Genomic DNA, 23334 nt, shown 5'->3' with positions numbered 1-23334 from the left:
ATTCTTATTAGCACAAATATTCCTCGACAATATCCGCCGCTCTTGAAATCCCTCCCCGTTGTTATTAACGGTTTATTTCCGACCGGCACTCAGTCATTTGTTTTAACCAGCCTGATTTCGATGGCCTCCAGGCGCAGGCTCTGCCCTTCGGTGCCAGCACTTTCGCCATCTGAGGCCCAGTCGGGTTCCCATCCTCGATTCTGAATATGGGTCCGGTATTCTACCGAATACCCTGGCATATCCACCAGCCGAATCTGAATCGCTTCCAGCCGCAGGCTCTGGCCCACGGTACCGGCGATATTACCCTCCGAAGTCCAGGCATTTTCCCAGCCGCTGTTCTGAATATGGGTGCGGTATTCAATGTGTGCCCCGGCCGGCAGATTATCTCCGGCGAGCTTAATCTCAATCCCTTCCAGGCGCAGGCTCTGACCCTCAGTTCCGGCACGCGTACCGTCAGCTGCCCAGGTGTTTTCCCAGCCGATATTCTGGATATGGGTGCGATAAGTGACGCCATCTGGGACTGTGATTTCGTTTTTGGTCCACTGGGCATACAGGGTTGACGTTGCTGCTGCAGTAAAGTCCGCCCCATCGGGATAGGCTGTGCCGGTCCCATCCTGTTTGGTATTCCAGCCGGCAAAAGTATAGCCGGTGCGTTCAAAGGTGTTTTTAACCAGATCTTGTTTCGTTCCTTCAGTGAAGACCTGATCCTTCATGGTGCCGGTACCACTATTTTCGTTATAGGTTAAGGTATATGTTTGGACCGGGCTGGGACTAGGTCCTGGGCCAGGATCAGGGACAGCCTCATCATAGGCAACGGCGTAGGTGGAGAATTTTTTGGCGGTCAGTTTTATGGTTTTGCCACCGTCAATCAGCTCAATTTTTTCGCCGTCCTTTTCCGTGGTAGTAATCGTATCGACAGCCGAACCATGGTAGCGATAAATGACATAATCTGTTTTACCTTGAAGCGAAGGATCAAGCGGGATCAATACCTCAATCAGATCAGGCAGGTCAGGGACTGGTGTTGGTGTTGACGAATTAATTGTTTTCAATACCGAAAAATCAATAAACATCCCTACGGTTTTTCCAGTTGCTGCCGCAGCGGCATCAATATCCCCTGCTTGCGGCGCTGTACTGTTTTTTGCTTCAGCAGTAAACTTAATCTCAACCAAATCACCATTTGCTGCAGATTCTTTATCAGCAGCGGTAAACTGGTTTTCTAGATTTCCAACAACGATCTCTGGTGTGTCTGCTTTTACCTCGACCGCACTGTTCATCGTTCCGGCTGGCAGGATGATGGTACTTGAAACGCTATAATTAGCATTATCAACACTCACAAGGGTGGTCACCACAATATCGTCCTTATCACCATTCTTGCTGACAACCACCAGATTATAGTTGCCGTTGGGCACGTTACTAATAGTAAAGCCCCCGTTTGCATCGGTGGTGACGCTTACGCCAATTTGAACGTTGCCCTGCATCAGCTTAACCTCGGCACCAGACACTGGCTGATTCTTGCTGTCCGCAACCGTTCCCGACACGATAAACGTGTTATTATTATCAGTCCACTGGGCATACAGGATAATGTTTTCTGTGACGGATGCACTAAATTGCGCACTGTCGGCGTAGGAGGTGCCGCTGCCGTCGGCACTGGTGTTCCAGTTTTTAAAGCTGTAGCCAACACGTGTGAAGGCATTGGCACTCAGGTTCTGTGGGCTGCCCGCGCTGATCTGCTGTGATGTCATGTCACCCGCGCCGCTGTTGGCAGCATAGCTGATGCTGGTTACGGGAATGGCCTCATAATTGGCACTCACTGCGACGGCATTCCCCGGCATGGTGAAGGTTGTGGTTGTATCAGTTGCTTTAGCCAGTGTGACACCGTCACCGGCAACTGTCCAGTTTGTGAAGCGCTGTCCGGCTTCCGGTGTCGCCGCTGTAATGGTGACTGTTGTGCCGGTACGGTAGTCGCCGCTTCCGGTTCCATTAGTCACCGTTAGTGGATAGGATAACGCCCAGCCATACCAATAACCCTGGGGATTACTGGTATCTGCCGCTTCATAGGCTGCAACCGCCGCCGGGGTATTGCCGCCGGCAATTGTCAGCGTGGTACTTGGGCAGCCTTCAAAAGCCTTTGCCCCTACACTTGTCGGTGGGGTTGCGCCCACGGTCAGGTTACTCAAAAGTGGGCATTGCGAAAATTCTTGCTCCCCGATTGATGTTACCTTTGGCATTTCCACCGTGGTTAAGGCCCAGCAACTTTCAAATGCCCAATCACCGATTGATGTTACTTCGGGTATTTCCACCGTGGTTAAGGCTCTATTCATAAGAAACGCACCCCTACCAATGGAGGTAACTTTTGGCATATTGACCATGGTTAACGCCACACACGTATCAAATCCCCCCACGCCGATTGAGGTTGCTCGGGGCATCTCAACCGTTTCTAATTTTTCACAGTGAGCAAAGGCACCGGCGTTGATTGTTTCTACCGCTGCCATATTGATATGAACCAATGCGTCATCCATAGAAAATGCCTGCTCGTCGATTAAGGTTACCGCTGGCACTTCGACGCTGGTTAACGCCTGGCAGCCATTGAACGCCTCTTTACCGATTGTAGTAACCTTTGGCATCGTAACGGTGGTTAAAACATCACAACTACAAAACTTCCAGTCACTAATTGAGGTTACATCATCTGCCGCATACAGGTGTGTCACAGTAGCTTTAACAGTTTTTATATTGATTTCCGCTCCGTCTGTTTTGGTATTGTTCGTGTTGGTAGTATAGACTTTGCCGTCATGTCTTAAAACACCGTACCCTGCTACTGCCGGTGTGGTTTCGGTCCACTGGGCATACAGTGTGACACTAGCTGTTGTTGCTGATGCTGTAAATGACGCACCATCGGCATAGTCTGTGCCCGTACCATCTGGTTTAGTGTCCCATCTGGCAAAACTGAAGCCTGCCCAAGTGAATGTATTTTCATTCAGCGCCTGTGGCATGCCTTCGCTGATCTTCTGTGCAACCATAGTGCCGGTGCCCTCGTTGGCATCAAAGCTGATAGTGGTTACCGGAATGGCTTCATAATTAGCAGTCACTGCGACGGCATTCGCCGGCATGGTGAAGGTTGTGGTTGTATCCGTTGCTTTAGCCAGTGTGACACCGTCACCTGCAACTGTCCAGTTTGTGAAGCGCTGTCCGGCTTCCGGTGTCGCCGCTGTAATGGTGACTGTTGTGCCGGTACGGTAGTCGCCGCTTCCGGTTCCCTTAGTCACCGTTAGTGGATAGGATAACGCCCAGCCATACCAATAACCCTGGGGATTACTGGTATCTGCCGCTTCATAGGCTGCAACCGCCGCCGGGGTATTGCCGCCGGCAATTGACAGCGTGGTACTTGGGCAGCCTTCAAAAGCCTTTGCCCCTACACTTGTCGGTGGGGTTGCACCCACGGTCAGGTTACTCAAAAGTGGGCATTTCGAAAATTCTTCCTCCCCGATTGATGTTACCTTTGGCATTTCCACCGTGGTTAAGGCACTGCAGTTTGCAAATGCCCAATCACCGATTGATGTTACTTCGGGTATTTCCACCTTGGTTAAGGCTCTATTGTTAACAAACGCACCCTTACCAATGGAGGTAACTTTTGGCATATTGACCATGGTTAACGCCACACACGTTTCAAATCCACCCTCGCCGATTGAGGTTGCTCGGGGCATCTCAGCCGTTTCTAATTTTTCACAGTTAGCAAAGGCACCGGCGTTGATTGTTTCTACCGCCGCCATATTGATATGAACCAATGCGTCATCCATAGAAAATGCCTGCTCGTCGATTAAAGTTGCCGCTGGCACTTCAACACTGGTTAATGCCTGGCAACCATTGAAAGCCTCTTTACCAATTGATGTTGCTGCTGGCAGGTACACTGTGACTAATCCACTACACCCCGCAAATGCATTGTCCCTAATTGAGGTTGCTGCTGGCAGATTAACCGTGATTAACTCTTTGCAACCATTAAATGCCTCTTCACCAATTGTGGTAACTTTTGGCATATTGACCGTGGTTAACGCATTGCAACTATAAAATGCCACAACACCAATTGAGGTTGCTACTGGCAGGTTCACGGTAGTTAATCCACTACACCTCGCAAATGCAGCGCTCCCAATTGATATTACTGCTGGCAAATCAACCGTAGTTAAGCTACTGCAGTCCCTAAATGCACTGCTCCCAATTGAGGTTACCTCATCCGCCGCATACAGATGTGTCACGGTCGTTTTATCCGTAATTACCGCTCCGTCTGTTTTGGTATTTCCCACATTGGTTTCATAGATAACGCCATCTTTTCTTAGAACACCATAGCCTGGTTCTGCCGGTGTGGTTTCGGTCCACTGGGCGTATAGGGTTGTGTCTACTGTTGCTGTAAATGATGCACCATCGGCATAGGCTGTGCCCGTGCCGTCTGGTTTAGTGTCCCATCTGGCAAAACTGAAGCCTGCCCAAGTGAATGTATTTTTATTCAGCGCCTGTGGCGTGCCTTCGCTGATCTTTTGTTCCGCCATGGTGCCGGTGCCGCCGGTGGCATCAAAGCTGATGGTGGTTACAGGAACGGCCTCATAATTAGCAGTCACTGCGACGGCATTCCCCGGCATGGTGAAGGTTGTGGTTGCAGTAGTTGCACTATCAAGCGTCACGCCCTCGCCTGTAACCGTCCATTCCTTGAAACGCTGACCATCTGCTGGGTCAGCCGCCGTAATGGTGACTGTTGTGCCGGTACGGTAATCGCCGCTGGTTGTCGCCCCGCTTACGGTTCCATTGTTTATCGTAAGTGAATAAGGCAATGCCCAGCCATACCAGTACCCCTGGGGACTACTGCTGTCTGCATCCTCGTATTTTTTTACATTATCTGGGGTGTTGCTGCCGTCAATTGTCAGATTATCGCGTGAACAGCCCTCAAATGGATTTGTGCCGACACTTGTCGGCGGTGTTGCTCCTACAGTGAGATTTGCTAAAGTATCACACCCATAAAATGCACTGTCACCCAATGATGTTACCATTGGCAGATCCACTGTAGTTAAATGACCGCACGTATAAAATGCGCCAACCCCAATTGATGTTACTAATGGCAGGTTCACCTCGGTTAATCCATCGCACCAAGAAAATGCTTTTTCAGCAATCGATGTTACCGCTGGCAGATCCAGTTTTGTTAAATTTGTGCACGTCAGAAAAGCTTCGAAGCCAATTGATGTTGCTACTGGCAGGTTCACGGTAGTTAATCTACTACACCCAGCAAATGTATTGTCCCCAATTGAGGTTACCTTCAGCATATTAACTGTGGTTAATGCTTCACACTTATAAAATGCCTCATTCCCAATTGAGGTTACCGCTGGCAGGTCGACCGTAGTTAATTTATCATAATTGAAAAACATATCGGCCTTAATTTCCGTTACATCATCCGCCGCATACAGATGTGTCACGGTCTTTTTATCCGTAATTACCGCTCCGTCTGTTTTGGTATTTCCCACATTGGTTTCATAGATAACGCCATCTTTTCTTAAAACCCCATAGCCTGCTACTGCCGGTGTGGTTTCGGTCCACTGGGCGTATAGGGTTGTGTTTGCTGTTGCTGTAAATGATGCACCATCGGCATAGGCTGTGCCCGTGCCGTCGGCACTGGTGTTCCAGTTTTTAAAGCTATAGCCATCACGTATAAATACGTTAGTTTGAAGCACTTTTGCAACATCTTCGGTGAATTCATCCGAAGTCATCGAACCGATAACATTTATCCCATTGGTGGCGTATGTGATAGTATATATTTCAGGAATATGCTCATAATTGGCAGTCACTTCAACGGTCTTCCCCGGCATCGTGAAGTTTGTGGTTGCAGCAGTTGGATCAGCAAGAATAACGTCGCCTTGTTGAACCGTCCATTCCTTGAAGTACTGTCCATCATCGAGATGGGCCGCCGTAATGGTGACCGTTGTGTCTTTACCATAATTTCCGCTTCCAGCCCCGCCGACTACAGTAAGGGGATAGTGTGTAACGCTAAGCCGCCATCCATACCAAGTATCATTGTCACCAGCGTTTTCGTATGCTTCTACAGCTGCAGGAGTGTTTCCACCATCAATGGTTAGGTTGGTGCATAGACAGCCATCAAACACATCAGTGCCAACAGTCGGTGGTGTCACTCCAACGGTGAGGTTATCAAATGACGTGCACGATTTAAAGGCATTATTACTGATCGAGGTTACCCTTGGCAGTTTCACCGTGGTTAAGTTTTTACAACTGTTAAATGCATTATCAGAAATTACCACAACTTCTGGCAGATCAATCGCAGTTAATTCAAAACAACCCAAAAATGCCGAATTGCCGATTGTGTTTACAGCTGGCAGATCGATCGTAGTTAATTCAGTACAACCCAAAAATGCCGAATTGCCGATTGATGTTACTGCTGGCAGGTCGATCGAAATTAACTTATCGCACATATAAAATGCCCCTGCAGCAATTGTCGTTACCCCCTTTGCCGCATACAGATGTGTCACGGTCTTTTTATCAGTGATTACTGTTGTGGTTGGCGCTGTGTTGCCTTCATTAGTTACATAGACATTGCCGTCACTTTGCAGCACGCCGTAAACCTCGCCGTCCGCCTGTACCGGCATGGTCATTGGCGGCAACAGCCCGGTTACCATGACCACCGTTAGCATCAATGCCAAAATTTTCTTGCCCATTATTTTGCTGCTTGTTTTTTTGATCTCCATGTTTTTTCCTCCTGAATTTCTCACTTCATTGCAACGTTTTTGAAAAATAGCACTATTTTTAAGGCCATGCTGATTTATTTGCTGCACTTTTTAAAGTAATTTTTTTTATATATAAATAATCCTATCACATAAAAAGGCCCGGCAACCGAGCTCGACATAAATAACCGTTTTGCCATCATATTTAACATCATCAGCGTATTTTCAGTCATCACTTGAGTGATTTATGCACACGATAAATGTAAAAAAAAGGCACCTAAAAAGCCCTCGGTAACCGTAAGGTTACCGAGGGCTTCAATCTTTTCAATTAGTATCCGGTTTACCGGAAGAGTCCCAAACAGCTCACATCTGCACCCTGATCCGCCGGTACTGTAAATGGCGCATCAATCGCCGTCACAATCGCACCGCCGCCTAACAGATTGGTGTTGCCGCCGGTATACAATGGGGTTGACAGCTCATCAAAGACAGCTTCGCCGTTAAAACTAAAAACACCCGTATCCGCACGTACCACCATGGCCGCTCTGAAATTGGTCAGAATATCTCCAAAGGTAAGATTGGGATCAACGTATTTCTGCATCACGTGCTCCACCGCGGCAGTTCGCGTCCCGGTGTCTGCCATAATTTCTTTAAAAACCTTCACGCTGTTTCCGGTTCCCAAGGCCGCGTCCACCTGGGTGCGCAGGTATTGGGAAAAGAAATAGGACAGAATATAATTGGAATAGGACGGATCATCGGATGTATCAAATTTCAGCAGCGACCGGCCATTTCGGATCGCATCATTCGTATTATAAATACCGACATAAAGACTGGCAAAGCTTTTACCCGTTCCGCCGAAGGGTGCCGAACCTGAATACATTTCCTCTGCCGCCAGTGAAAAGGCCTCATTCAACCATAGATCCGTGTCTCCCGAATCTCCGATTAGTCCCGTAGCATTGAAATTCACCATATGCTGGAACTCGTGCACCAAGGTCCCATAGATTTGCGTCATATCGGTGGTGTCGCCAATTTTTTTAATGGACGGATAGGTATCCGCATAGAATACTTCCATTTTATTGGAGTTCGCACTATCAAACAAGTCCCTGGGCGCAAAATAACCGCAGGTGTAATTGGTATTGGGTCTGACACCGGTATAGCCATCCTGGATGTCATAGCATAAAATGGCGATTTTACCATCGTTGTTAACGTCAGATTCGGTATAGAAATTCTCGGTGACTAAGGGATACATCTGATTGTCAAATTCCGCCGCCATGATCCGGGCATCTTCATCGGTCATCACCATTTTGGGATCATTGGCATCAATCCAGATTTGCACATGGGTGCCGATATAAGCCAGTCTGGCGTGGGTAATATCGGTATTGCCGGTATCGAAATTGTAGGTGTAAAAGTCTTTGGTACTGTTCACTTCATAGACGTCGCTGGTTCCCAGCACCGCGGGATCAGTGGGATCAATGGGCTTTTGATCGGCGGCCGGTTCAAAAGGCAGGATCCTGTCAATACCGAAGGGAACCGAATCAAGCTGTGAGGTTTCCATCGCGGCTGCCGCCGGACTCAGGGTGCCGGTTGACTGGGTTTTTTCAATGTCGGTGGACTCATTGCTGATTAACAGCCGGTTCCCCAGCAGCACAGTGCTCTGGTCATCGACACTGGCAATAGCGGTGACCGCATCGGAAAGCGGGCTGTCCGCACTGCCGGCGGTGGCTTTAACCTTGTAATAATAGCGTTTGCCGTCCTCGAGGTTAGGCACCGTATAGTTGGTTGCCGTGATGCCCGTTACCGCTTCGGTATAGTCGCCATCAATTGAAGTTGCCTGATCGACGGTATAGCTATCGGCCCCCGCAACGCTGTTCCAGGTCAGGGAAATGCCGTGACTGGCCGCTTTAGCCGCTACCCCATCCGGTGCCGGGACGACTTTAACCAGTCTGATTTCGATCGCCTCCAGCCGCAGACTCTGGCCCTCCGTGCCGGCCCGTTCGCCGTCGGCCGCCCAGCTGGTTTCCCAGCCGTCATTCTGAACATGGCCCCGGTACTGCACCGAATACCCCGGCAACTTCAATAAACGAATCTCAATCGCTTCCAACCGCAGGCTCTGGCCCTCGGTGCCGGCGGTGTTGCCATCCTGAGTCCAGGTGTTTTCCCAGCCGCGGTCCTGGATATGGGTTCGGTATTCAATCTGGGCCCCGGCCGGCAGATCTGCCCCAGTAAGCTTGATTTGAAGCCCTTCCAGGCGCAGGCTCTGGCCCTCGGTTCCGGCTGGATTGCCGTCCGCTGCCCAGGTGCTTTCCCAGCCGCTATTCTGGATGTGGGTGCGATAGGTGACGCCCACCGCTTCTGGGGCACTGGTTTTTAAAACGTCATTGTCTGTTCCGGTCCGGTTTTCCGCTCCGGCGGCAAAGACCCTAGGAGTAAGAATTATCAGGATGACGACTAAAACGATTACATGATAAATGCTTTTTCTTTTCATTATTTTCTTCTTTCATCTTTATAATCACGCAATCACCCCAACAGTACCGACCGGGTTCTATCCATTTAATCATGACTGATCCCGAACCAAAATATCCAGTGTTGACCGTGACGATATCCCCCATAGCTATAAGTTCTTCAAGATCGCGACTGGATATTTTATCTTTTCGACATGGTGATTTCCCCTCGCTTCTGGCCGCAAAATGGACACCACCACGTTTTGTTTGCAGCCGACTGCGATCACTTTCAGACCATCAGTTCGGCGCCCAAATCAAAGGCTTTTTGACAGTCCTGTGGGAAAACATCCCGACGGCGCTGGGCCTTGGCTTCGACATTGAAAGCCGTTGCCTCATATTTCGAGTAATCATCAAACTGCCAGGTATCCGTGGCTTCCAGCGTTTTTGCGCTGCCAAAGAAACGCGTGAGAATGCCTTCATACCCTTTGAATTTCATGTCATATTTTATTTCTTTCAAAGCCTGCTCGGGGGCGTTCATGGTGAAGATGAAACCGGTTTTGATTTTTTTCGGGAACAGCACCGAGTGGTCACTGTCGTAAACCAGGTACTGGAAAAACAACCGTTCCAGGAATGAACGCATCTCCCCGGTAATTTCGCCGAAATAGATGGGCGAACCCAGAATCAGGGCATCGGCCTTTTCAATCTTTTCGAAAATCGCCGAAAGATCGTCTTTTACCGCACACTTCCCGTAACTCTTGCCGCCCTTTCGCTTGCAGGCAAAACAGCTGATGCAGCCTTTGTAGTTCAGATCATAAAGGTGAATGAGCTCGGTTTGGGCACCCTTTGAAGCTGCGCCTGCCAGCGCTTTTTCAAGCAGAATCGCGGTATTTCCATTTTTTCTGGGACTGCCGTTAATGGCAATGATGTTCATAAAATACTTCCTCCTAGTTTCCTGATTTATAAAATTATTTTCTAGCATTTGTAATATAAACGTCTAAATCGCATGATACCCAATCTATAAAGAGCATACCATATATTTATAATTAATGGTACTAGTGTAACAACAATAACACGGATAATAAATGAGGTCCACAACGTCATCATATCATCCTCTTTTTTTTAAATCAGAAAAAATCTATCATCATCAAAAATCAAATAAATTTATTTGAACTTGTTTAGATTTCAGGAAAGCATGTTCCAGTTTTTCATTGCGATAAACATCGCTTCTGGTATGGGAATCAGTCGTTTGAAGATATGCTTGATTACTGTATTTTGCCTTTTGCAGTTTTAATTGATAAATAACCGGAAATATTGGTGATCCTCACCCCTGATATGGTTCTTCAGATAAAGGTAAATTCCGTATCCCACGATTACACCGATCGTATTATGGATAATATCATCCCACTCAAAAATGCCGGTTTTGGTAATAAGCTGCAGGCACTCCACTGAAACAGAAATAAGAAAGCCCAATAATATGACGGTATTACGCTTTTTTGCTTCATCCTCATCGATATCATTTTCATAAGCCAATGGTATTAATTATCCCCACGGGGATAAACATCAGGCAGTTGAAAAGCACTTCTAAGACAAGCCGAAAGTCAGGTGTCTCCCAAATGTATTGGTAGGTCCAGATAATTTATCAGCCGCAAGCACTTTTCTTAAAATATAATTTTCCCTCTTGTTTTTAAAGGCCGGCAATGGGTATAATAGGGTTGAGGTGATGGATTATGAAAGTTGATTACAATAAACTTGTTCGGGATAAGATTCCTGAAATTATTAAAAACAGCGGACGTGCCTGTGAATACAAAATCTTAGGCAAATCGGAAATTCAAGACGCATTAAAAGACAAGCTTCTTGAAAAAGCTGAAGTTTTTATGAATAAGCCCTCAGAAGACGAACTTTCCGATATCTACGAATTATTAGATACCATTGTTGAAGCCTTTGAGTACGAACCCCTTCATATTGATTATTTAAAAATTCAAAACAAAGAAAATAAAGGATCATACTCTGAGAAAGTCTTTCTTATTTCAGTAGACGATGGCCAATAAAGATTAAGGGCAAAAAAGGACGGCTGCAAAATTGCAACCGTCCTTTTTTTAAATTTTCTTATCTTTTATTTCCTATTTTTAGAAGCAAAAAGCATTTTCAAAATGATTGATGATCTGTTGGCCGTCTTCTTCAAAATAAATTTCGATGACATCAAACCGGACGTTATAGTCCGCAATCTTTTTTTCCTTCAAATACCAGAGCGCTGTTTTCAAAATGCGCTTTTGTTTTGAACGGTTTACGGCTTCCCGGGGATAACCGTATTGCAAATTTCTGCGATATTTTACTTCCACAAAAACGATGGTATCACAATCATCGGTGATAAGATCGACTTCGCCCGAAGGCCTTTTGTAATTCCTTTCGCGAATGCGATGATTGGCATTTTCGAGAAAAGCAACGGCCAATTCTTCGCCCTGATTTCCCTTTTTGACATTATGGGTTTTCATTAATAATCCAAATTTTTCAAAAAGCTTTTTCGATGAATCGGCGTTGGCCCATATTTTCTGATCGCTTCAATATGTGCGGCGGTACCATAACCCATATGATGATCGAACCCATATTCCGGGTATTCTTCATGATAGATCTGCATTAAATTATCCCGGTAAACTTTGGCGACAATACTGGCCGCGGCTATCGCATAACTGATGGCATCCCCATGAATAATCGATTTTTGCGGAATTTTCGTGTTGATCTGCAACGCATCGATCAGCAGCAGCTGCGGTGGTTCGGTCAGTTTCGTCAGCGAATCGGTCATCGCTTTTTTGGTGGCATTTAAAATATTAATTTCATCAATGGTTTCATTATCCACCAGACCGATGGCATAGTCGATGGCATCCTCCAGCAGCTGTTCGCATAATGTTTCACGCCTTTTGCGGGATAGCTTTTTTGAATCGTTAACATACAATCGCTGGGAACATGGCTTTAAGATGATCACACAGGTGACCACCGGTCCGGCCAACGGCCCCCGACCCACTTCATCGATGCCGCCAATTTTTTTTATTCCGGCGGCATAATAGCTGGCTTCAAGAGCTTTCATTTTTGCGATTCGGGTTACTTCTGACTCCATCGCCAGAATTTTTTTTTCCAGCGACACACCCAAATTTTGGACCGCAATCCGAGAATCAGCTTTTAAATCAGGAATGATTTCTGGATATGCCTGAATGTTTAAACTTGATAGGTGGTCTTTTACAGCCTTAACGGTCATGTTCTGAAATAAAATCATATTTACCTCTTTTGGGGAATGATTAAGGACGCTCTAAGGTAATTCGCCCGATACGGCCATTTTTAAAGTCATTAAGAATCAGTACGCTAGTACGTGTATAATCATACTCTCCCCCTTTTATGAGGAGACCACGGCTTTTGGCAATAGCGTCAAAAATTTCTGGAAGATTTCTATCGACAACACTGATTTTATAGATGGCTTCGAGTTCATCAGGGTAATAGGCAACCAGGTATTTTAACAAATCAGCGGCAATATTTTCTTTTTCGTAAAGCGTATCTTTGATGGAACCCAGCCAAGCCAGGTGCAAACCCACAGCCGGGTCTTCAAACTTTGGCCACAAAATTCCCGGGGTATCCAAAAGCATCAGGTTCTCCGGGGTGCTGAGCCACTGCTGACCTTTGGTGACTCCCGGCTTATTGCCGACTTGGGTTTTCTTTTTTCCAATTAGGCTATTGATTACTGTCGATTTTCCCACGTTAGGAATCCCGCAGACCAGACACTTTATTTGGGCCTTATTTTTAACATTCAGCGTCTGAATATTTTTAACCAATTCCGTTTTCTGACGCCGGTCAAAGGCATCGTACAACATGATTTGCTGAATATCGGTGTTCTTTTTAAACCAATCGATCCAATCCTGGCTCACCTCCGGATCAGCTAAATCCGCTTTATTTAACAACAGAATATGCTGCTTATTCCAAGTGTATTGATTAATCTCCGGATTTTTACTTGACAGCGGTAAACGGGCGTCTACCACTTCGATAACCACATTAATCAGTTTGAGTTTTTCTTTAATTTCACGGTTCGCTTTGGCCATATGACCGGGATACCACTGGATATATTCAATTTTTTCGTCAGTCATTATTATACCGTCCCGACTTCATTAAAAGGCCAAATCCTAAAAATTACTTTTCCGTCAATCGCATCTTTTTTCACAAAACCGAGGCTGGCAAAACGGCTATCGGAACTATTTGCCCGATTATCCCCCATCACAAAATAGGTCCCTTCAGGAACAGTTACCTTGGCGAAATCATCGTAATTTTCCTTGTTGATATAGTCTTCGGTAAGGGGTTCACCGTTACGATAAACCACGTCATTTTTAACCTCAATGGTGTCGCCGCCTTTGCCGATGACCCGTTTGACATATTCAACATTTTGACTGTAACTGAGAATAACAATATCACCGTAATCCGGCTCGCCAATCGTATAACCAATTTTATTGACAATTAATCGATCGCCCTGTTCAAGCGTCGGGAACATTGAACTCCCTTGAACCATAACGAAATCGAATAAAAACATCTTGATAATAAAAGCAAGAATAATGGCAATTAATGCAGATTGCAACCATTCTTTAATTTCTAAACCGCCTTTAGACTTTTTATCTTCGCTCATACTTTTACTCCCTTGCACTATGCTAATTATCAGAAAAACACGCTTCCCGTTTCTCCCTGGTTCCCGGACGAATAATCAAAAAAGAGGCTTGACAGCCTCTGAATTACGCTCTTATTTTGCTCTTATGTTGCTCTTTTTTTCTTTGACTTTTGCTGCTTTACCAATACGGTCACGAAGATAGTTTAGTTTAGCTCGACGGACTTTACCATGTCGAACAATTTCAACTTTTTCGATTTTAGGTGAGTGTACCAGGAAGGTTCGTTCAACGCCAAAGCCGGAAGATATTTTTCGTACGGTAAAGGTTTCTCCGACGCCGCCGTTTTGTCTTTTAAGCACGATGCCTTCAAAAATCTGAATTCTTTCTTTTTTTCCTTCAGTTATTTTTACATGAACTTTTACAGTATCACCGGTGTTAAACTTTGGTGGTTCTGCTTTCATGTTTTCCAATTGAATCTTTTTTATAATGTCCATTTTTTCTCCTTAAATTCGATTTTCGACGTTCGTGCATCAAGTACAGAGGACCGTCTCTATTAATATCATACCCATGAATTATACATTGGATTTATTCGTTTGGCAAGTTTTTTTTGTATTTTTCATATAAATCAGGACGATTAATTTGGGTTTTTTCCTCAGACTTTGCCTGGCGCCATTTTCCAACCGCTTCATGATGTCCTGATAACAGCACTTCCGGTACTTCCAGCCCTTCAAACTCCCGCGGTTTGGTATATTGAGGATATTCCAGCAGATTCGACTCAAAGGATTCTTCACAAAGGCTATCACAGTTTCCTAAAAAACCGGGAATGTGCCTGGCGATAGCGTCAGCCACGGTTAGGGCGGGTAATTCCCCACCCGTCAGCACATAATCTCCCACCGAATATTCCCTGGTGACATAATGATCAATCACCCGCTGATCAATCCCTTCGTAATGACCACAAATAAAAACGATCCCTTTTAGTTGCGATAAGCTGATGCCGTCTTTTTGTTCGAAAGGTTTTCCCCCCGGGGTTAAATAGATCACCGGGTAATCGCTAAAGTTTGGAATGCTTTTAAGCGCCGCCGCAATTGGCGGCGCGGCCATTACCATCCCAGCACCTCCGCCATAAGGAGAATCATCCACTTTATTATGTTTATTACCGGAAAAATCGCGAATATTAATGACTTCATATTCAATGATCCCGGCTTTCACCCCTCTGTCAATCATCCCTGTTTGAAAATAGGTGTGAAATATTTCGGGAAATAAAGTTAAAAAATAATATCTCATAGCTCCAGAATTTCCTGGGGAATCGTCGCATCAATACGGCGATCATTGACATTGATCTCTTTGAAATAAATTTTTCGCGCTGGCACACAATAGGTTTTTGGACCTCCGGTAATGGTATATACATCGACCCCACCGGCTTGCATCACGTCCGTTATTTTTCCTAAAAGCGCGCCTTCGTTGTAAACTGGCAAACCGAGCAGTTCTTCAATAAAAAATTCATCCTCTTGCAATTTCACGGCCAGATCCCTGGGAATCCCTACTTCTCTGCCAATCAATGCCTCAGCATCATTCCGGGTTGCAACTCCGTCGACAAACAAAAGGACATTTGTTTTATGCAAACGACAGTTGGTGATGACATAGTCTTGTTGAATTTTTCCATTTAACAAAGTAATGGCTTCTAAATCATAATAACGGCCGGGATCGTCCGTTAAAGGCAGCACCTTTAACTCGCCCTTTATGCCGTGAGCACCAAGGATTCGACCAATAATTATCAAACTATCATCTTTCATATCTTTCTCCTGATTTAAATAAACAAAAACACGCTTTGCGAATAAAAAAAGAGCTGTATACACAGCCCAATGCCTTGTTATTGAATAATCTCCAACATGACACGTTTATCTTCTTTCGTGGCAGCGGCTTTTATGACGGTACGAATTGCCTTTGCGATACGCCCTTGTTTTCCAATGACCTTGCCCATATCGTCATCAGCTACTTTCAATTCCAATGTAATGGATTGTTCGCCTACGACTTCCTGAACAAATACGGCATCGGGGTGATCAACCAGAGACTTAGCAATAATTTCTACAAGTTCTTTCATCATTTACCTCCTGATACTACTCGATTACGTTTTCTCTCTTTAATAAATACTTAACGGTATCTGTTGGTTTTGCGCCATTAGCTAACCATGCTTTGGCTTTCTCTGCATCAACTTTTACAAGTGCAGGATCAACACAAGGATCATAGTATCCAATTTCTTCAATGAACTTACCATCACGTGGTGCACGTACATCTGCAACAACGATTCTATAAAAAGGTTTTTTCTTTTTACCCATTCTTTTCAATCTAATTTTTACTGCCATGTTTTGTTCCCCCTTTCTTAACATCTTTATCTAAATGACATAGCGTCTTTGATAACATAATTTTTACATAAAAGGCAGCTTCATGCGGCCTTTTTTCGAAATATTGGAATTGGTCATTTGTTTCATCATTTTCTTTGACTGTTCAAAACCTTTTAATAAGCGATTGACATCAGCAACCTTGGTACCGCTGCCTAAAGCGATACGCTTTCTGCGGCCGGCATTAATGATCCCCGGTTTGCTTCGTTCTTCGTTGGTCATGGACAAAATAATGGCTTCGGTGCGTTTAGTATCCGCCCCTGACAAATCCACATTTTTAAGCGCTTTTTTATTAGCGCCGGGCATCATTTCCAGTAAACTGCTGATGGAGCCCATATCCTCTATCTGTTTGATCTGGTCCAAGAAATCATTGAGATCAAAGTCAATATTGTTTTTTAATTTTTCTTCTAATTTTTTGGCTTTTTCTTCATCCATCATGTTCTGGGCTTTGTCGATAAAGGACAGTACATCCCCCATCCCCAAAATACGAGAAGCCATTCGGTCTGGATAAAAAAGCTCGATATCCGTCAATTTCTCACCGGTACCAATATATTTAATGGCTTTACCAATGGTGTAGGTAATTGATAAGGCGGCCCCCCCTCGGGTATCGCCATCGAGTTTTGTTAAAATGACTCCGGAAATATTCAAAAGACGATTAAACTCATTGGCAACATTCACGGATTCCTGACCGGTCATTCCATCTACGGTTAGCAGAATTTCGGTCGGTTCAATGGCTTCCTTGATATTGACCAACTCTGCCATTAACGTTTCGTCAATTTGCAGCCGGCCGGCGGTATCCATAATTACCAGGTCATACTGTCCAGCCACGGCCTTTTGAAGCCCCCGTTTGGCAATGCCCACCGGGTCTTTGACATCATGTTCTGAATAGACATCGATATTTAATTCTTCACCTAAAATTTCAAGTTGTTTGATTGCCGCTGGACGATATACATCACAGGCAACCAGCAAAGGTTTGAATTTTTTTTCTTTACGCAGTAAATTAGCTAACTTACCCGCTGTCGTTGTCTTTCCGGCACCTTGTAAACCGACCAGCATAAAGACATTCCGGCGTCCGTCGACAAAATCCATCCGTTCAATTTCGCCGCCTAAAAGGGTTGTCATTTCATCCTTGACAATCTTAATAAACTGTTGTCCTGGCGTCAGGCTGTTCAAAACCTCCTGGCCCACGGCACGTTCGCTGATATTCTTTGTAAACTGCTTAACAACCTTAAAGTTGACATCCGCTTCTAAAAGTGCAAGTTTAATCTCGCGGCTGACTTCCTGGATGTCTTTTTCATTAAGCTTGCCTTTGCGTTTAAGCTGGGAAAATATATTTTGAAATTTTTCGTTTAATCCTTCAAAGATCATGTGTCACCCTTAGTTTTCCTCACTGACTTTTTTCAGTTTTTCAACTACCACCATCAATTCGGATTTTAGCGTATCATCTCTTTCGCGATCTGCCAAACCCGATAAATCCTTTTGGATTTTCTCCAGAAGAATTTGCGATTTCAAAAATTTATTGATAAGTCCAAGTTTTTCTTCATAAACTTGCATCATGGCTTTAGAGCGTTTAATAACATCAAATATTCCTTGTCGGGTCACCGACATGACCTCGGCAATTTCGGCCAGACTATAATCATCATCATAATAGTACTCTAAAATCTGCTTCTGCTTTTGCGTTAACAACTCACCATAAAAATCAAATAAATACTGTTCTCCGACTTTCTTTTCCATATGCACCTTCGTTAAATCGTAAAGGAATTTTACTTGACGACTTAATTATTGTAAGTCCTGGCGGGGGAAATGTCAAGCATTTATTCAAATAAGAGATCAACAAATTTTTTCGGATCAAAGTCAATGAGATCCTCGGATTTTTCTCCAATTCCGACATATTCAATCGGAATTTGCATTTCGTCGATAATCGAAATGGCAATCCCGCCTTTGGCTGTTCCATCCAGTTTGGTTAGGATGATGCCGCTGATATCGACGCATTCGTGGAAGACCTTAGCCTGATTGATGGCATTTTGGCCGGTTGTGGCATCCAATATCATCAGATTATGAATGGTGAACCCTTCCCCTTCCCGAATAATGATCCGGCTTATCTTTTGAAGCTCGTTCATGAGATTTACCTTGTTATGCAGCCGACCGGCAGTATCACATAATAAGATATCCGCATTTCGTGCTTTGGCCGCGCCAATGGCATCAAAAACCACGGCTCCGGGGTCCGCACCGGTGGTACTTTTGACAATATCCACGCCAACCCGCTGTGCCCACTCATCCAACTGTTCAGCAGCCGCTGCTCTAAAGGTATCCGCCGCGGCAATAACCACTTTTTTTCCCTGGCTTTTGTAACGGCTGGCCAGCTTGGCAATGGTGGTTGTTTTTCCCACGCCATTGACCCCTACCACCAACATAATCGTTGGATCCTGGGGTTTGACCGCCTCCACTTGAACCATCTCGATAAGAATTTCTTTCAAGAAACCCATCACCTCTTCTTTACTTTTAGAGTGGGTCTCTTTGATTTTTTTCCGCAGAGCTTCCGTGATTTTTACCGATGTTTGAGCCCCTAAATCCGAAAGAATCAGTGTTTCTTCTAACTCATCAAAAAAATCATCGTCAAAACTGCCCATATACATGACATTTTCTATTTTCTCTTTAAAATTATCCTTTGTTTTAACTAGGCGGTTACGCATCCGTTCGTATAAACTTAATTCCATTTTAGCCTCCTTTGGTTATCGTTTTATTTACCTTTGATTTTAGACATAATCCGTGAGTCGCACCGATACTAATTGCGACGCTCCATCTCGCGACATCGAAACGCCATAAAGATTATCGCAGACCTCCAAGGTTGTGCGCCGATGGGTAATGACAATAAACTGATTGTGCTCCGATATTTTCTCTAAATAATTTGTGTAACGATAAATGTTACGATCATCGAGAGCCGCATCCACCTCATCAATCACACAAAACGGCGAGGGATTGATTTCCAAAAAAGAAAAGAGCAGGGATATCGCCACCATTGATTTTTCGCCGCCTGAGAGCAGCGATATATGCCGCAGCCGTTTTCCCGGCGGTTGCGCCACCAATTCGATGCCGCCTTCCAAAATATTGGTTGGATCGGTGAACTCTAAGTATGCCCGTCCCCCTTCGAACAGAATACTGAAAATCCGGGTGAAATTTTCCTGAAGTTTAATAAAGTTATTCTTAAACTGTTCGGTCATGGCATCATACAAAGTATTAATGATATCTAAAATTTCACTTTTTGCTTCAATCAAATCATCCAGCTGTTTTTTCATGAAATCATGCCGGGTCAATATTTCTTCGTATTCATCAATGGCATTTAAATTCACATTTCCCAGGGCGACAATTTTTCCTTTGAGGAGGCGTTGCCGCTCTTCTGATAAATCCAGTTCATCCAGCTGTTGAGTTGCCGCCAACTGATGATAGGCATCCTCGACCATTAAATAGTTCATCTCATAGCTTTTATAGATGTTGTCTTCCCAGTTGCTGATCTGGATTTGCAGACCATTAATCTGGGTGGTTAATGTATTTTTTTCATCATTATTGATGATCAGCTGATGGTTGTCGTTTTTAATTTCTTCTTGAAGGGTCTCTAATCGCCGCGCATTGTTTTTTTGCTGCTCCACCGCGGTTTTGTTTTTGTCCCGACGCGATTCGATCGCTTTTCTCAGTCGGATCGACTCATCCGCCAGATTTTTTTGTTTTTGTAACAGTTCCTCATTGCCCTGCTCGTAACTTTTCATTTCTTCTGCTAATGAATTTTTTTGATCGGTTTGTTGGGTTAACTGCTCATGGATCAAGTGCAGCTGCTGGTCCAAACCGGCCATTTCACCTTTTATCTGAGTAATCGCTAATTGACTTGCCGATATTTTTGAACGAAAGGTATCCAGGCGGGACCGGATTTCCTCCGAATTCTCATCGGCTTCCGGCCCTTTGGTAAGCTCTTTGACGTCGTTATAGGCTTTTTCGGTATTTTCTAATTCAGCCTCTTGTCGCTGAAGATGCTGCGCAAAAAGCTGTGTTTTTTCTTCCATCTCACTGATGGATCGAGTCGTTTCGGTATTTTTCTTAGTTAAATCTTCAGCCATCTTGTTTTTTTCCCACAGGGTCTGTTTGCAAAGATTGAACTGATTTTCAAGTGTTTTCAATTCTTCCGCCTTTTTTGTCACGGATCGTTGCTTGTCTTCTGCTTGCTTCTTGATGGCATTCAAAGCTTTTTCCTGTTCTGCCATTTCTTTTTCCAGGTTTGCTATTTCTATTTTTTTTGAAAGTGGTGATTGCCGATTGTCCTTGCTTTGTCCCCCGACAATAGCCCCGCCGGGATAGAAGATTTCCCCTTCCAAGGTGACAATGGTAAATTTGGAAGCAAGTTTTTTTTGAATATCTTTTCCTGCCGAAAAGTCTTTCGCGACAATGATTCGGCCTAACAAACTATCAATGGCTTTTTGATAGACAACCGCTGTTTTAACCAGCTCACTGGCAATCCCTTCAACACCGGGCAGGTTTTGAAGCGTCTGCCTGGTTCTTTCGTCAATGGAACTATATCGCAGGTTATCCAAAGGTAAAAATGTCGCCCGTCCCAGGCGTTCTTTTTTCAGCAGGTCAATGCAATTGCTGGCCACTTTCACACTGGCGACGACAATGTTTTGACTTTTGGCACCTAAAGCGATATCAATCGCCTGGAGATAGCGGGAATCCGTGGAAATCAGTTCCCCGACCGGACCATATACTTCATGGATAACCGGTCCCAGCATTTTTTCTGAGGTCATTAACTTTCGAATGGTGGGAAAGTAATCCTGATAATTTTTTTGGATGTTTTTTAAGTACTCCACCTTTGAGGCATTAACCTTTAAGTTGTTGGCGATAAGGTGTTCTTGATTTAAACGATTTTTTTGGCCCTCGACTTCTTGATTGTAATCAATCTGAAGGTTTTTATAGGCTTCCTGTCGCTGTTTAATCTCTTCAATTAGCGTATTAATATTTTCTTTTACACTTTTAAGGTCCTTTAGTAAAAGCGCTTTGCTTTCACTTGATTCCACTAAACGATTTTTTACAAAAACCGCTTCTGTTTTTATTTCCTGAATGCCGGACCGCAGCTCCAGGCGTTTTTCCTCAAGACTGTCACAGGTTGATTGATGATTTAAAACCGCCGTTTGCTGAGCTTTGACCCGATCCTTTTCTCGCTGTTCTGCTAAAATCAGCTCATTAAAGGAATGCTCGAGTTTTTCATGATGCACTTGATGTTTTTTTAAATTCTGAGCTAGGGTTTCTTTTTCTGTTTCGACCCCTTTTATTCTTTCCTGGGTGGCGTTTATTCGGGAAAGAAGGGTCCTCCATTCAGCTTTCAAGCGTTCCTGGGTGATCTCATTCGCTTCCAACTGACTTTTACAGCGAATCTCTTCTCGCTGAACACCATCAAAGTCACCCTTTATCGTGGCAAGGCTTTTTTTCTCATTATCCCCTAATAAATCCAATTCACGATTTTCGATGGTTAGCTTCTGATACCAGGCATCTTTTTCGACAATTGTTTTTTCAGCCGATTCACACTGTTTTATTTGAAGCGCCAGTTTGTTTTTTAGATTTTCAAGGTCCTTGAGCGCGACACTCATCTTGGCGTGAAAAACGACCAAGTCCACTGTTTTTAGCTCTTCATGAAGAATCAGCCAACTCTTTGCTTTGCGGGACTGATTTTTTAAGGGGCCCAGTTGTTTTTCTATTTCCATCATAATATCCCGCAAACGGTCTAAGTGGCCCTGGGTTTGCTCGAGTTTCTTTTCGGCTTCGTTTTTTTTCGTTTTATAGGAGACAATACCAACCGCTTCTTCGAAAATATTTCTAAGTTCAGCGGGTGAACTGGCGATTATGCTTTCAATTCCACCTTGACTGATCAGAGAATAACCATTTTTACCTAAACCGGTATCCATAAAAAGGCGCTGAACCTCTTTGAGCTTACAGCTCTTCTTGTTTATCGCATAATCACTTTCCCCGGTTCGATACAATTTTCTTGAAATCGCCACTTCTTGCGGATAATTTTCCAGAGCGTCGTCTTTATTGTCCAAAACCAAAACAACCTCGGCATAGCCGGAGGCTTGTTTTTTTTCTGTACCTGAGAAGATAACATCTTCCATTTTTTTTCCCCGCAGGGATTTAATGCTTTGCTCACCCAGCACCCATTTAATCGCATCGGTAATATTACTTTTCCCGCTGCCGTTAGGGCCCACAATCGCTGAGATACCCTTTGAAAACTCAAAGGTGACCGGGTCAGCAAATGATTTAAACCCCGATAATCGCAATTTTTTTAAATACAAGCCTTCACCTCAATTCCTCCCGATCTTGTCTGCGAAAGTCAACTTAATTATTTTTCTTGAATCGTCTTTACTTCTAGCAGGTATTTTTTGGCAGCGTTCTGCTCGCCTTCTTTTTTGCTTTTTCCAATTCCCTGACTGACAGATTCCCCATTAAAAATCAAATTGATATAAAAGGTTTTATTATGTTCCGGCCCATCGGATCTGTCCAAGGTATATTCAATTACATTATCGTTGTTTTTTTGAATATATTCCTGAAGTTCTGTTTTATAATCTTTTACCAACGCACCACTTAATGCCAGATGAATGTTGTTTTCCAGCAGCCGCAGGACTACTTCCTTCGTCGTTTCAAAATCGCTATCCAAAAAAACCGCACCAATCAGGGCTTCAAAGGCATTAGCAAGATTTGATTTGCGATGTCTTCCCCCGGTTACAATTTCACCTTTTCCCAAAAATATATGTTCCCCTAATTCGAGTTCGCAAGCAGCCTTTGAAAGAGACTCGGCACATACAATATTGGAACGGATTTTCGTCATTTTACCCTCAGATAATTTGTGAGATATAAATAAATACTCACTGATAATCAGTTCCAATACTGCATCCCCCAAGAATTCGAGACGCTCATTATTTGTCGTATTCCCTGAATGTGAACTATGTGTTAAAGCGATTTTCAGCAGTTCTCTTTTTTTAAAAACATAGCCAATTTTTTTTTCTATTGTCATCTGGTATCCCCCCTTAACAATAACTCGAAACAGCCTCTCTAAAGTTTCTCCTTAACTCGCAGACAGTCGCCAAATGGGTATCTTACACACACTTGGCGACCGCCC

At 44.3% G+C, this 23334-nt stretch carries 19 protein-coding genes; 1 reads left to right on the top strand and 18 read right to left on the bottom strand.

What is annotated here, in order from left to right; genetic code table 11:
• Nucleotides 1-89: 89 nt before the first annotated feature.
• From FZC40_RS02380 to FZC40_RS02365, 4 genes are all read right to left on the bottom strand, one after another.
• Nucleotides 90-6734, bottom strand: coding sequence for a leucine-rich repeat protein (locus tag FZC40_RS02380; protein ID WP_148602338.1), 6645 nt, complete (start codon nucleotides 6732-6734; stop codon nucleotides 90-92).
• 316 nt (nucleotides 6735-7050) lie between these two features.
• On the bottom strand, nucleotides 7051-9192 hold the full coding sequence (locus FZC40_RS02375) for a hypothetical protein (protein WP_148602337.1): 2142 nt from the start codon (nucleotides 9190-9192) through the stop codon (nucleotides 7051-7053).
• Between the two features lie 245 nt (nucleotides 9193-9437).
• A complete protein-coding gene (locus FZC40_RS02370; protein ID WP_148602336.1) occupies nucleotides 9438-10079 on the bottom strand; it encodes a flavodoxin family protein in 642 nt (213 codons plus the stop codon).
• 356 nt (nucleotides 10080-10435) lie between these two features.
• Entirely contained in the window at nucleotides 10436-10678 is a 243-nt protein-coding gene (locus tag FZC40_RS02365; RefSeq protein WP_207706695.1) for a VanZ family protein, read from the bottom strand.
• 197 nt (nucleotides 10679-10875) lie between these two features.
• Between FZC40_RS02365 and FZC40_RS02360 the strand changes: the two genes are divergently transcribed.
• Nucleotides 10876-11196, top strand: a complete 321-nt coding sequence (locus FZC40_RS02360) for a nucleoside triphosphate pyrophosphohydrolase (protein ID WP_148602334.1) — start codon at nucleotides 10876-10878, stop codon at nucleotides 11194-11196.
• Nucleotides 11197-11274: 78 nt separating this feature from the next.
• Here the strand turns inward: FZC40_RS02360 and FZC40_RS02355 are convergent, their stop codons facing one another.
• From FZC40_RS02355 to rnc, 14 genes are all read right to left on the bottom strand, one after another.
• Nucleotides 11275-11640: a YraN family protein gene (locus tag FZC40_RS02355; RefSeq protein ID WP_148602333.1), complete on the bottom strand. Its 366-nt coding sequence runs from the start codon at nucleotides 11638-11640 to the stop codon at nucleotides 11275-11277.
• On the bottom strand, nucleotides 11640-12416 hold the full coding sequence (locus tag FZC40_RS02350; protein WP_148602332.1) for a ribonuclease HII: 777 nt from the start codon (nucleotides 12414-12416) through the stop codon (nucleotides 11640-11642). Before FZC40_RS02350 ends, FZC40_RS02355 begins: the two co-directional genes overlap by 1 nt.
• Nucleotides 12417-12438: 22 nt before the next feature.
• A complete protein-coding gene (gene ylqF, locus FZC40_RS02345; protein ID WP_148567154.1) occupies nucleotides 12439-13275 on the bottom strand; it encodes a ribosome biogenesis GTPase YlqF in 837 nt (278 codons plus the stop codon).
• A gap of 2 nt (nucleotides 13276-13277) precedes the next feature.
• Entirely contained in the window at nucleotides 13278-13805 is a 528-nt protein-coding gene (gene lepB / locus FZC40_RS02340; RefSeq protein ID WP_148602331.1) for a signal peptidase I, read from the bottom strand.
• A 111-nt stretch (nucleotides 13806-13916) separates the two neighbouring features.
• Nucleotides 13917-14276 carry a 50S ribosomal protein L19 gene (gene rplS / locus FZC40_RS02335; protein ID WP_148602330.1) on the bottom strand — a complete coding sequence of 120 codons (360 nt, stop codon included), beginning with the start codon at nucleotides 14274-14276 and terminating at the stop codon, nucleotides 13917-13919.
• A gap of 91 nt (nucleotides 14277-14367) precedes the next feature.
• A complete protein-coding gene (gene trmD, locus FZC40_RS02330; protein ID WP_148602329.1) occupies nucleotides 14368-15066 on the bottom strand; it encodes a tRNA (guanosine(37)-N1)-methyltransferase TrmD in 699 nt (232 codons plus the stop codon).
• The gene (rimM, locus tag FZC40_RS02325) at nucleotides 15063-15575 is read right to left on the bottom strand and encodes a ribosome maturation factor RimM (RefSeq protein ID WP_148602328.1); all 513 of its coding nucleotides are present in this window, start codon (nucleotides 15573-15575) and stop codon (nucleotides 15063-15065) included. The genes trmD and rimM overlap by 4 nt, the downstream gene beginning before the upstream one ends.
• Before the next feature lie 77 nt (nucleotides 15576-15652).
• Nucleotides 15653-15883, bottom strand: coding sequence for a KH domain-containing protein (locus FZC40_RS02320; RefSeq protein ID WP_148602327.1), 231 nt, complete (start codon nucleotides 15881-15883; stop codon nucleotides 15653-15655).
• A gap of 16 nt (nucleotides 15884-15899) precedes the next feature.
• The gene (rpsP, locus tag FZC40_RS02315) at nucleotides 15900-16145 is read right to left on the bottom strand and encodes a 30S ribosomal protein S16 (RefSeq protein ID WP_148567160.1); all 246 of its coding nucleotides are present in this window, start codon (nucleotides 16143-16145) and stop codon (nucleotides 15900-15902) included.
• A 63-nt stretch (nucleotides 16146-16208) separates the two neighbouring features.
• Nucleotides 16209-17549: a signal recognition particle protein gene (gene ffh, locus FZC40_RS02310; protein ID WP_148602326.1), complete on the bottom strand. Its 1341-nt coding sequence runs from the start codon at nucleotides 17547-17549 to the stop codon at nucleotides 16209-16211.
• A gap of 9 nt (nucleotides 17550-17558) precedes the next feature.
• Complete coding sequence (ylxM, locus tag FZC40_RS02305; RefSeq protein ID WP_148567162.1) at nucleotides 17559-17915, bottom strand: YlxM family DNA-binding protein; 357 nt, start codon at nucleotides 17913-17915, stop codon at nucleotides 17559-17561.
• An 80-nt stretch (nucleotides 17916-17995) separates the two neighbouring features.
• Complete coding sequence (ftsY, locus tag FZC40_RS02300) at nucleotides 17996-18898, bottom strand: signal recognition particle-docking protein FtsY (protein WP_148602325.1); 903 nt, start codon at nucleotides 18896-18898, stop codon at nucleotides 17996-17998.
• Between the two features lie 39 nt (nucleotides 18899-18937).
• Nucleotides 18938-22510, bottom strand: a complete 3573-nt coding sequence (gene smc / locus FZC40_RS02295; RefSeq protein ID WP_148602324.1) for a chromosome segregation protein SMC — start codon at nucleotides 22508-22510, stop codon at nucleotides 18938-18940.
• Between the two features lie 47 nt (nucleotides 22511-22557).
• A complete protein-coding gene (rnc, locus tag FZC40_RS02290; protein WP_148602323.1) occupies nucleotides 22558-23229 on the bottom strand; it encodes a ribonuclease III in 672 nt (223 codons plus the stop codon).
• Between the last annotated feature and the right edge of the window lie 105 nt (nucleotides 23230-23334).

Source organism: Acetobacterium tundrae (genome assembly GCF_008086615.1).
Lineage (GTDB): Bacteria > Bacillota > Clostridia > Eubacteriales > Eubacteriaceae > Acetobacterium > Acetobacterium tundrae.
Note: the sequence above shows the minus strand (reverse complement) of the source record. Positions and strands in the feature narration are given on the sequence as shown.